General features: G+C 71.4%; 5 protein-coding genes. 2 read left to right on the forward strand and 3 right to left on the reverse strand.

All coding sequences use genetic code 11. The annotated features are described in order from the left end of the window. Positions 1 to 51 precede the first annotated feature (51 nt). Complete coding sequence (locus ABZ725_RS06730) at positions 52 to 1,176, forward strand: AAA family ATPase (RefSeq protein WP_358801655.1); 1,125 nt, start codon at positions 52 to 54, stop codon at positions 1,174 to 1,176. Further along, positions 1,173 to 3,971: a hypothetical protein gene (locus ABZ725_RS06735; RefSeq protein WP_358801656.1), complete on the forward strand. Its 2,799-nt coding sequence runs from the start codon at positions 1,173 to 1,175 to the stop codon at positions 3,969 to 3,971. Before ABZ725_RS06730 ends, ABZ725_RS06735 begins: the two co-directional genes overlap by 4 nt. Here ABZ725_RS06735 and ABZ725_RS06740 read toward each other — a convergent pair. The 3 genes from ABZ725_RS06740 to ABZ725_RS06750 all read right to left on the reverse strand — a co-directional run bounded on the left by ABZ725_RS06740 (position 3,954) and on the right by ABZ725_RS06750 (position 12,093). Beyond that, entirely contained in the window at positions 3,954 to 5,531 is a 1,578-nt protein-coding gene (locus tag ABZ725_RS06740) for a hypothetical protein (protein WP_358801657.1), read from the reverse strand. The genes ABZ725_RS06735 and ABZ725_RS06740 overlap by 18 nt on opposite strands. Before the next feature lie 86 nt (positions 5,532 to 5,617). Then, positions 5,618 to 10,795 carry a family 43 glycosylhydrolase gene (locus ABZ725_RS06745; protein ID WP_358801658.1) on the reverse strand — a complete coding sequence of 1,726 codons (5,178 nt, stop codon included), beginning with the start codon at positions 10,793 to 10,795 and terminating at the stop codon, positions 5,618 to 5,620. A 140-nt stretch (positions 10,796 to 10,935) separates the two neighbouring features. Beyond that, positions 10,936 to 12,093 carry a helix-turn-helix domain-containing protein gene (locus ABZ725_RS06750; RefSeq protein ID WP_358801659.1) on the reverse strand — a complete coding sequence of 386 codons (1,158 nt, stop codon included), beginning with the start codon at positions 12,091 to 12,093 and terminating at the stop codon, positions 10,936 to 10,938. Positions 12,094 to 12,118: the final 25 nt, after the last annotated feature.

Genomic DNA, 12,118 nt, shown 5'->3' on the forward strand with positions numbered 1-12,118 from the left:
CCTCTGGGTCACCCCTCTCTCCTGATCACCCCTCTCCTGGAAGGCACCGCGATGTCCGACCTGCTGCGCGCCCCCGCCGAGCTCAAGTACGCCGAGGAACTCGACTGGCTGGAGTCCGTCGACGACAGCCCCAAGCCGTTCTCCTGGCGGCTGTCCCCGAAGATGGTCCGGCTGTTCATCCTGGGCTCCGAGCGCGCCGACGGCCTCGACCGGGAGATCTCCCAGAAGTGGTTCGGCGACCGCAGCTTCGTCGAGCGCTCCATCGTCACCCTCGCCTCCGACCGCGGCCTGCTGCTCATCGGCGACCCCGGCACCGGCAAGAGCTGGCTGGCGGAGCTGCTGTCGGCGGCGATCTCCCGCAACTCCACCCTGGTCGTGCAGGGCACGGCGGGCACCACCGAGGACCACATCAAGTACTCGTGGAACGTCTCGATGGTCATCGCCAAGGGCCAGTCGAGGGAGTCGATGATCCCCTCGCCGATCATGACGGCCATGGAGGCCGGCTCGATCGGCCGCTTCGAGGAGCTCACCCGCTCCACCAGCGACGTCCAGGACGCGCTGATCTCGATCCTCTCCGAGAAGTACATCTCGGTCCCGGAGCTGGGCAGCGACCAGGACAGCGACAACATCGTGTTCGCCAAGCCCGGCTTCTCGGTCATCGCCACCGCCAACAGCCGCGACCGGGGCGTCAACGACCTCTCCTCCGCGCTCAAGCGCCGCTTCAACTTCGTCCGCATCCCGGTGGTGACGAACAAGAAGAGCGAGGCGGAGATCGTCCGCTTCCGCACCGAGGAACTGCTGCGCCGCCACCAGATCGAGCTGGACGTCCCGCCGACCCTGCTGGACGTGCTGCTGCAGAGCTTCGCAGACCTGCGGGCCTCCTCGGCCGCCGCCGGCAGCGACGACGAGAAGCTGGAGTCCGCCCTGTCCACGGCCGAGCAGATCGGCGTCCTCGAGGACGCCATCCTGCACAGCAACTTCTTCGGCGAGCGCGCCCTCACCGCACACGCCCTCGCCTCCTCGCTCGTCGGCTCCCTGGCCCGGCGCGAGCCCGAGGACCTCGCCATTCTCAACAAGTACCTGCACGGCGTGGTCGAACCGCGCAGCAAGGAAGAAGGCGGCTCCTGGCCGGAGTTCCTCCAAGGCGGCCGCGACGCGATCGCGACCCTGTCATGAGCGGCGGCACCTTCGAGGCGCTGCGCGGTCAACTGCACGAGGCGGCAACCGCGTTCGCCGACGGACCCGGAGCCCTGGAGGGCATCCTGCGGGGCATCGTCGACGACGTCGAACGCGCGGTGCGCGAGCCCCTGGAGATCTTCCCGGTCTGCCACCACTCCCCGGCCTCGGCGATCGCCATGGCCCGTCGGCTGCGCGAGAAGCAGCCGAAGGTGGTCTATCTGGAGCTGTGCGAGGACATGGCGCCGCTGCTCACCGAGCTGCGCAACTGCCGTCTCCCGGTGGCGGTCCAGGCCTTCGCGAGCGAGATCGAGGGCTTCCCGCTCGACTGGGCGCCGCTCTCCGTGGTGGCCCCGGTCACCGAGGCCTCCGCCGAGTACCAGGCCATCGCCTACGCGCTCGACACCCCGGGCGTCGAACTGGTCCTCGTCGACCGCTCCTCGGACCACGTCTTCCAGTGGGAGACCGACTCCGTGGCCGAGTCCGAGTCCGAGGCCGACGCCGACTCCGACGTGCCGCAGGCCGAGGAGCAGTCCGCCCTGCACGGCGACGCCGTCGGCGTGGAGATCGGCCGTCTGCGCCCGCGCTTCGCGGAACTGGAGGAGCACCTCCTGCGCCACGGCCGGGTCCGCCACTGGTCGGAGTGGTGGCACCAGTACGTGGAACTGCCCCTCGGCGACAGCGACCACGACACCTACCGTCAGGTGATGCTGCTCATCGGCAGCCTCTTCCGGCGTCTCGCCCCCGGCGACCCGGGCAGGGCGCGGGTCGACGAGGACCGTGAGCGGTACATGTGGACGCGGATGCGCGAGCATCTGGCCGCCACCGGCGCCGACCCCGCCGACTGCCTCTATGTCTGCGGCGCCTTCCACGCGGCCAGCCGGGTCGAGGAGTTCGGCGTGCACGGCAGCGACACCTTCACCATCAGCCCGCCGAGCCCCACCAAGTGGCGGCACGGTCTGATCCCGTCCAGCCACGCGGCGATCGAGGCGCAGTTCGGCCTCGCCGCGGGCTCGGTGTCCATCGCCGCGACGGAATGGGCGAAGAACGTCAAGCGCACCGGCGTCCGGCCGTTCCGCCTCGCGGGGCAGGCGGGCACCAAGAAGCCGACGAGGAAGGCTCTTCCCGCGCCGGTCCCGGCCGCGGCGGCGCCGCCCGCCGACCGGCTCACCGGCTTCCTCCGACGCCCGCCCGCGCTCGACCCCCTCGACGAGGCCGAACTGCTCGGCTGGTCGGTGGACATCGTGCGCGCGGCGCGCCGTAACGGCTATCTCGCGTCCACCGCCGACGCCATCGCCGTCTTCGAGACGTCGATCCTGCTGGCCGGGATGCGCGAGCGCGCCAAGCCGACGCCGTACGACTTCCAGGACGCGGCCGTCACCTGCATCGAGAAGGACGCCGTCCCGGGCCGGCGGGACGTTGGCCGGCTGGTCGAGATCATGATGGGCGGCGACCGCGTCGGCCAGGTCGGATACGACGCGCTGCCGCCGCTGGCCCGCGATGTGCACGACCGGCTCGCCCCGCTGAACCTGAAGCTCCAGCAGCGCGGAGTGCAGCGCGCCCTGCTGGACATCGCCTCGCGGCCGGAACTGGAGCACTGTTCCGACCTGCTGTGGATGCTGCGCCGGCTGCTGCCCGAGGGCGCCGCCCGGCCCATCATGGGCGAGCGACGGCTCGGCGAGCGCCCCATCCAGGAGTCCTGGGACCTGGCCCTGGGCACCCACCAGCGCGCTCTGATCGAGCTCGGCTACGAGGGCGTCAGCATCGAGCAGGTCCTCGAACAGCGGCTGCGCCGCGCCGCGTACGCCCCGCAGGCCACGGCGGCGCAGGTCCTGGAGGCCGTCGAGGACGCGATCCTGCATCTGCGCAGCCGCCGGCTGGCCGACGAACTCGGCACCCGGGCCCTGGAGGTGCTGGCGGGCGAACGCAGCGTCGACGGCGCGCCGGAGGTGCTGCGCCGGGTGCGCCGGCTGCTGGCCTACTACCGCACCGCCGAACCGGTGCTGCCGCCCTGGATCGAGTCCTTCGTCAAGGCCGGCTACGCGCACTACTGCACGCTGCTGCCGACGGCGTTCACCGACGACGACGCCACCGTCCGCCAGGTCGCGGCCATGCTGGGCTTCCTGTTCGGCATGGAGAGCCTGGCCCTGTCCCTCGGCTGCGACCGCACCCAGCTCGAACTCGCCCTCGCCCAGTCCCACCCGACCGAGCCCTCCCGCACCGCACTGCTGTGGGCCGCGCAGACCCACCTGGGCACGCTGTCGCGGACGGCACTGCGGGCGCGCTGCGCCGAACTGCTCGGCAACCCGCTGGTGGTCCCCGCCTACCCCCGCTACCTCAGCGGGTTCGTGCACGCCCTGGAACCGGTGCCGGGGCTGGCCGACTTCGTCGTCGAGGCGGTGTCCAACGCGTTCGCCCGGCTCCCGGACCCGGTGCTGCTGCCCTGGCTCCCGACGCTGATCACCGGCCTGCGGGCGGGCGGCAGCGAGCTGGCCCCGCTGCTGATCCGCGAGGCCGGCCGGGTCTTCCCCGCCCGGCTCGCCGAGCTGGACAGCTGGGTGCCGCCCTGGCGACTCCCGCAGGAACCGCCGCGCCTGCGCCTGGAGTCGGCGGCGAGCACCGGAGTCGCCCTCCCGCTCCTGACCGCCCACCCCGCGACCTGCGATGCGCTCGCGGACCTGCTGGGCTGCGAAGGCTCATGGGAGGCCGTCGAGGCCACACCCGCCGGAGCGGCCCTGCTCGCCCGCCACCCGGAGACCGCGACGGCACTGGAAGCGCTACTCGCCGTCGGCTGACCCGGTGCAGGCGCTCACCAGAGCGCGGATCGTCGGTGCGGGCAATGTCGGGTTGGCGGCCGCGTGGTGGACCAGTTCCTCGTCGTCGAGGAGCTCCGCCAGTCGGGACGGCGCAAGGTTCGGGTGGCGTGCGAACGCGGCCCGGACGGCGGGGTCGGGGTCCCGGGTGAGCCGCTCCACGGCGGCTGGCGGGACCTCGGGGTCGCGGGCGGCCAGCGCCCGGACGGCGGGATCCTCGTCGTCGGCGTAACCGGCCAGTCCGTCGGTGGGGAAGTCCGGGCGGGTGAGGAGGCGGTCGCGCTCATGGCCGGTGTACTCGAGGAAGCTGCGCAGCAGCAGGGCCGCCGGGGCGTCCGGGTGGTTCTGGGCCAGCAGGACGCGCACGCCCAGGTCGTCGTCGACGGCCAGCCGGGCCACCAGGTCCGCCGGCAGGGTGTGCACCCACGCGGCGTTTCGGCGCAGCATCGGGTGACCGGACAGCGCGTCCCGGCGGACGGCCTCGGGGTCCGGGGGCGTCAACGGCTCGGGACGGAACAGGAAGAGCCCGTCCAAGGGGACCGCGTAGTCGATTCCGGCCCGCTCCTCCTCGTTCCACGCGGGGTGCACGGAGACGGCCAGCCGCACGCCCGGGTCGGGATCCGTGGCGAGGGCCTGGCGCTCGGCGAGGCCGAGGTCCGGGTGGCGTGCGACCGCCCTGCGCACGTCCGGCAGGGGGTCGGCGGCGAGGGTGTGGCGCTCGGCGGGGCCGAGGTCGGTGCGGCCGGCGATCTCCGCACGGACCTCCGGGTCCGGATCGGCGGCCAGGAGCCTCACCACGTCGGGCGGCAGGGTCGGGTTTCCGGCGATCATCGACCGGTCCTGCGGGCCGGCCGGCGTGCTGAGGACCCCGTCCACGACCGCCCTGCTGAGCGCCCTGTGCATCAGGATGTCGGTGCGGCCGTGACATGGTCTTTCGGGCAGGACGCTCTCGACCCACACCGGGTCCTCGCCGCGCAGATGCCGCTCGGCCCTCGACCGGACCTCGTCGTCGGGGTCCGTCAGCAGCGCGGCCCATGTCTCGGGGGGCAGCGGCGTCCACTGCATGCCGACGCCCAAGGCGCGGACCTTCGGATCCGGATGCGTGTGCATGGATCGGCGCAGCCCGGCTGAGATCTGCCGGTAGAAGGAACCGCCGAGGTGTTCCTGCTCGTAGCTGTTGAGCATGTGCACGATGGCGTCGTCGGGCAGTGGCGGCCCGTCGTAGTCCAGCCCGGGTCCCTGAGCGAGGTGGGCCTGGACGAACCAGTGCGGATCGTGCAGGAGCCGTGCCCGCTGGGCCGGATCGGCATGGGGATTGCGGGCGAAGAAGCTGCGGGTGCGATGGTCGGGGTGTGCGATCACGGCGTCGACGACCGCCGACGGCAGGACCCGGTCCCGGCACAGCACCATCCGTGCGGCGAGCGGGGCCTCGGCCAGCAGGTGCAGCAGGTCCTCCTGCGCAGCGGCGGGATTCAGCGCCAGCCCGGCGAGCCGCCGGGTGGGCAGGTCGGCGTCCTGCCAGATGTCGTCAGGTGTCGGCACGTCTCGAACCCCCCAGGGAAAGAACACGGAACGGGCCCCCTGCCGCAGGGCAGGGGGGCCCATGACCTTAACCGTTCACTGTTGTCCTACCGGCGTCGAACTCCGACCGTGACGATGCCGCGGACCGGCACTGTGCCGCTGTCGTGGACGACCTGGCCGCCGGACGTCTTCCAGATCTTGATGCGGAAGGTGTCCGGGCCGTCCGTCGCGGTGATCCGGAAGCTGTAGCCGGCCTTTCCGTTGACCGTGCCGGAGCCCTGGAGGACGGCCCGGGAGCCGGCGACCACGAGCCAGTCGGTCCTGGCGGACCGGAACTTCAGATGGGCCGAACCGAGGTCGAAGGCGACCGCCCCGGCCGGGGCGGAGGCCCCGGGAAGGTATCCGACGGAGAGGGAGAAGAACGCCTTGCCGACGGTTCCCGCGCCCACCACCGGGCCGGCCGCCCGGTCGTACACGATCACCTCGGGCAGCGTCGTGGTGGCAGCGCCGCCGTCGTCGTCGGTGACGGTGATCACCGGCTGACGGATGCCCGCCGAGGTGTAGACGTGCTCCGCACGGCAGCCGGACGCGGTGACCGTGCCTGCGGTCGGCTTGCCGCCGTCCTTCCAGTCGACCGTGCAGGTGTGGGTGTCACCGGCGCCCGGGTCGGTGAACCGGGCGGTGACGACGGCAGGCCGAGCGACCGAGACCGGAGACGACGGCCCGGCGGCGGACGTGATCGAAGGCGCGGCGTTCGTCACGGTGACGACGGCCGTGTCGGTGCTGCGGCCGCCGGTCAGGGTGAGGGTGAAGGCGCCGTCGTCGGTGCAGGTGACCGTGGTCCGGGCGGCAGCGGCGTCCGCGACCGTGCACGGCGCGCCCTTCTCGACCGTCCACTTGGCGCCGCCCGCCCCGGAGACCGTGCCGTTCAGCGCGAGCGCGGAGCCCTCGACGCCCCCGGCGTCCGGACCGGCGTGGACGACGGTGACGGGGTCGATGCCGATGAGCGTCGGCACGACCTTCTTGATCAGGCCGTCGGCGTCGAACTCCAGCTTGTCGACGGTGGTCTCCCGGTGCATGCCGTCACCGTCGGGGATGGCGAACCGGTGGTAGGCGATGTACCAGTCGTCGGTCCCCGGGACCTGGACGACCGAGTGATGGCCGGGGCCCTTGATGCCCAGCGAGAGGTCCTTCTCCAGGATCACTCCGCGTTTGGTCCACGGACCGGTCGGGGAGGGGCCGGTGGCGTAGGCGACCCGGTAGTTCTCGTCCCGGGTGTCGTTCTCCGACCACATGAAGTAGTAGGTGCCCTGCCGCTTGATGACGAAGGTGCCCTCGTTGTAGCCGCTCGGGGTGATGTCGGTGACCTTCGAGGCGTCGAAGGAGACCATGTCGTCGTTGAGCGGGACCACATAGGCGCGGCCGTTGCCCCAGTACAGGTAGGTCTGGCCGTCGTCGTCGGTGAAGACCGCCGGGTCGATCATCTGCCCGGTGAAGTCGCCCGCCTTCAGCAGCGGCTTGCCCAGCGCGTCGGTGAAGGGGCCGGTCGGTGAGTCCGAGACCGCGACCCCGATGTTGGCGTCGGCGCAGAAGTAGAAGTAGTACTTGCCGTCCTTCTCGGCCATCGTCGGCGCCCACGCCCTGCTGTCCGCCCAGCTCACGTCGGGCCCCAGGTCGAGGATGACGCCGTGGTCCGTCCAGTGCACCAGGTCGGTCGACGAGTAGGCCTTGAACTGCGTGCCGCTCCAGCCCTCGAAGCCGTCGGTCGTCGGGTACATGTAGAAGGTGTCGCCGAAGCGGACGATGTTCGGGTCGGCGTTGAGCCCCGGCAGGACCGGGCTCTTCATCACCAGCGCCGACACGGTCCAGCTGCGCTTCCTGCCGTCGGAGCCGGTCACCTCGTACGTCACCGGCTTGCTGAAGTCCTGGACGCTGCCGGAGGCGGGGCTGATCGCCGCGCCGTGGGCCAGGGTGAACTCCGGTGCCAGCGCGGTGAGGTCGGTGCCCTCCTTCAGCGGCAGGGTGATCCTGCTGTCGGTGTTGTCGACGATCGCGTCGACCTTGAGTGCGGGGTGGGTGGCCTTGGCGATGCCCGCGGTGTTGCCGCTGAGCTCCATGACCTCCGTGGCCGTCAGGGCGCGGTCGTAGATGCGGAAGTCGTCGACCTCGCCGCCGAAGTACGGGTCGGCCGAGTACAGGGACCTGCCGATGTAGCCGCTGTAGTCCTTGTTCGCGTCGTACAGCTCGGACGGCTTGATGGAGGTCGTGGTGCGGGCCGCCTCGATGCCCTCGACGTAGAGGACCATCGTGCCGGTCGTGCCGTCGAGGGTCACGGTGACGTGCCGCCACGCGCCGGGCGTGAGCTGCGAGCCGGCCGTCAGCTTCGACTCCGCCGACCAACTGGCCTTGGTGATCGCCGAGTACAGGCTCGAACCGCCGTTGGAGGGCGTCGCGAACAGGTACTTGTCGCTGTCCGGGCCGAGCCCGAACAGCCACTGGAAGCTGCTGCCGCCCTTCCACTTGGCGTACGTCGACACCGTCACGCTGTCGGCGTTCTTCAGCACGCCGTTCGGGATCTTCACGTACGGCGAGTCGCTCGCGCCGGACATGGTGAACGAGCCGCCGTCCACGCCGGTGCCGAAGGCGGGCGTGCGGACGTAGGTGCCGTGGTAGCCGTGGCCGCTGGAGTCCCGGGCGATGCTGCCGGACGTCTCGTCGAAGCCGTAGTGCAGCAGCAGGTCGGCGGGCACCTCGGCGCCCTCCGTGGAGACCGTCACCTCGGCCCGCACCGGCAGCGCGGCGCTGTCCGGCAGAGCGCCCGTCACGGCGAAGGTGCCGGCCTGTGCGTAGGCGGACGCCGGAACGTCGTCCCAGTCCACCGCCACCGGGCGCTTGACGCCGTCGGCGTACGTGGCGATCACGGTCGCGGGCAGCACCGGGGCCTCGCCGATCCGGGTCTGCACCGAGATGTCCTCGACGGACTCGACGAGCTGGTCCGGCTGGTAGGCGCGCAGCAGCCGGTCGTACTCGGCCTGGGTGACCGGCAGGACGGTGCCGTGGCGGGGCTTGGCCGGCAGGTCGTAGTCGGCGACCGGGGTCCAGACGCCGGACGCGAGGTCCGTCGTCTCGAACGGGAGGTAGCCGCGGCCGCCGAACTCGTCGAGGAACGCGTACCACTTCTCCTCGGTGTTGGACTTGAACACCAGCGGTCCCTCGGCCGCGTTCATCGCGCCCTTGCCGATGCCCTCGGCGACCGCGTCCCAGGACAGGTTCAGCAGCGAGTCGCTCTTCTCCTCGAAGATGAACTTGCTGTTGGGAGTGGAGGAGGAGTTGTTGCGCTCGTCCTTCGACAGCCGGAAGTAGGTGCCGTCGTGCTGGATCACCGTGGAGTCGATGACCGAGTAGCCGCGGTCGATCCAGACCTTCGGCTCGCTGAAGGTGTAGAAGTCACGGGTCGTGGCGTACATCATCCGGTTGTAGGTGTCGCCGGAGTGTGCCTCGTTGTCGTACAGCTTCGACGCCCAGAACACGACGTACTCGCCGAGCGTGGAGTCGTAGTACGCCTCCGGCGCCCAGGTGTTGCCGGCGCTGTCGGGGGAGACCTTCACCAGCCGCTGGTCCGTCCAGTGGACGAGGTCGGTGGACTCCCAGACCATGATGGACTTGCTGCCGGTGCGCTGGGAGGCGTCCCAGTCGCCGTTGCCGTAGATCCTGAGGTCGGTGGCGATCTGGTAGAACTTGTCGCCCTCGGGGGAGCGGATGATGAACGGGTCGCGCAGGCCCTGCTCGCCGAGCGTGGAGGTCAGGACGGGCTTGCCGTCGTTCAACTCCCGCCACTTCAGCGGGTCGTCGCCCTTGCTGAGCGCGGCGTACAGCTGCTCGCCGTCCGAGGTGCCCTCGCCGGTGAAGTAGCTGAACATATAGCCCTTGAGGGCTTCGTTCGCGGGGAGCTCGGGGACCTTCGCGGTGAACACGCGGGTCGCCTTCGCCGTGCCCTTGGCGACGGTCGCGGTCAGTTCGACCGTGGTCGCGCCGGCGCCGTGCGCCGGGCGGTGGACCACGCCGTCGGCGGAGACGACGTCGGGTCGTGCGGAGCTCCAGGTGACGGTCGAGCTGTAGGAACCGGTCGCCGGGAGCGCGAGGTTGCCGCGTACGTCGTCGAGGTTGTGGACGGTGAGCGCCTCGGCGGCCTGCGCGGCGGCGGTGGCGTCGTCGAACGCGGCGAGGACCGTGACGTCGAAGGCGCGGGTGGCGGTGACCGTGCCCTTCTTCAGGGTCGCGGTGAGCGTGGCGTGGCCGTCCGGCTCGCCCGCGGCCGGGCGGGTCACCTTGCCGGCGTCGCTCACCAGGTCGGTGTCGTCGCTGGCCCAGGTGATCGTGGAGCCGCCGGCGGCGCCGGTCTTCGGCAGGGACAGGTCGGCCGTGACGGCGCTCGTGTCGCCGAGGTTCAGCGCGGCCTTGTCGTCCTCGACGCCCTGTGTGGTCACGGGGAGGGCGAGCTGCTCGACCTCGGCGGCGTCCAGCGCGCGGTCGTACACCCGGAAGTCGCGCATGCTGCCCTTGAACAGCTTGTCGCCCGAGTACACCGACTTGCCCACGTAGTTGGCGGTCGTCGTGCCGGCGCCGATCGCGCCCGGGGTGATGGTGACGGCCGAGTTGCGGGCCACCTCCACGCCGTCCTCGTACAGCACCCCGGTGCTGCCCGTCTGGGTGTAGGTGACGTGCTTCCACACGGAGCGGGTCAGGTTGTGGGAGTCGGCGGGCTTGGTGGTCTGCTCCGTCGACCAGTTGCCGGTGGCGATCGAGGTCCGGTAGGAGTTGCCCGTCGTGAACAGGTAGCCGTTGCCGTTGCCGCCGCTGGTGTTGCCGAAGCCGTAGAGGAAGTACGGGGTGGTCTGGGCCGCGTCGAGCTTCACGTCCATCGCGACGCTGATCGAACTCAGGCCCTTGAGTACGTCGTTGGGCGCCTTGACGTAGGTGTCGGAGCCGTTGAAGGCGAGCCCCTGGCCGTCGGCCGACCAGTCGGCGGTGCCGTTGACCGTGCCGTCCAGGCCGTGGCCGGAGGAGTCGGGCACCGTCGTGCCGGACGCGCCGTCGAGTTTGTACCAGAGGGCGAGGCCGTCGGTGACGCCCGCGCCCCCGGCCGCGCTCTCGGCCGTACTCTCCGTCGCCTGGACGGGAGTCGCGGCCCCGACGAGGCCCACGAGGAGTGAAACGGCGGTCAGCGCGGCCAGTTGTCCCGCCCCGCGTCTCGCGCGTTCGCGGAGTCGTTCCCTGTGCGTCATATGCGCCCGCCGTTTCAGCCGTGTGACGTGATGTTGCGAGAGTGTCAAACGGTGTGCAGGGTCACGTCAATAGATCTCGAACAATGTCCGACAGGTCGAACATCGGGAATGCGGGGCGGGTATGGGCCGAGGCGTACCGCTCAGTCGCGTGTCGCCGGTCCCGGGAAGTCCAGCCAGGAGGTGAGCGCCCACCACCAGTGGAGCCCGTCCATCGGACCCAGAGCGCCCTCGGCGAGGGACGCGGAGGTGATCTGCCGGAGTCGGCCGAGCCGGTAGCGGACGGTGTTGGGGTGGGTGAACAGGGCCGCGGCCGTCTGGTCCAGGCGGCGTCCGTTGTCGAGGAACGCCAGTGCGGTGAGGGCGAGTTGGCGATGGAACTCGTTCGCCGGATCGAGCTCCCCGAGAAACCGGCTGCTCAGCAGCGAACCCAGCAACGGCTGTTCGGCGAGCGCGAGCCGGGCCGCGAAGTCGGTGACGTCGTACAGGCCGCGCAGGCCCTGCTCCCGGCCGAGCTCCACCGCCCGCACGCACAGCCGGTACAGCGCGGGCAGTTCGGACAGGGCGGCAACCGGCGCGAGCACGACGAGGGCGTCCGGAGCGATCTCGTCGGCGCCGGGCGGCCGGGGACACAGCCCGGCCAGGTGTCTGTCGACCGTCCCCGTGACCACGTGCGCCGAGCGCAGCGAGCGGCGCCGGGCCGGGACCGCGGCGAGGCAGTGATACCGGCCAGTGGGGTCGGCCCGGATCCCGGCCTGCGCCAACTCCTGGGTGTGCGGCGTGACTTCGCCCAGCAGGATCCTGCGCAACAGGCGGGTGCGCAGCGCGCCCATCGCGCGCGGGGCCTCGTGCTCGGCCGCGCGATAGCCGTGCACCACATGCCGTTCCACCGCGTTGCCGTACTCCTGCAGCCGCAGGACCACCGACAGCAGCACCCGGTCCGGCACCCCCGCGCCCCGGCAGCGGTCGACGGCGATCTCCGCCGCGCGCGCCAGCGCCGCCTGCACCCCGCGCAGCACCGAGGTCATCGCGACCCCCTGGACGGCACGGTCCGCGCCCAGCAGCAGCGCGGCGGTGAAGTCCTGCTCCTCGACCGCGCCCCGCCGCTCCAGCGCCGTGAACCAGGGGCCGGCCGCCCGGATCATCGCCGTCACATGCGAACGGGTCGCCTCCTCGGCGAGCCGGGACAGCTCCGGGGACTGGCTGCGGGCGGCCCCGACGAGTTCGCCGCACACCTCGGGATCGTCGGCCATGCCCCGCAGGACGGCCGCGATCTGCTCCGGGCCGTGAACGACGGTCATGGTTCCCTTCCCGCCCGGCCGCTGT

This window comes from Streptomyces sp. NPDC006872, from assembly GCF_040635845.1.
Classification (GTDB): Bacteria; Actinomycetota; Actinomycetes; order Streptomycetales; family Streptomycetaceae; genus Streptomyces.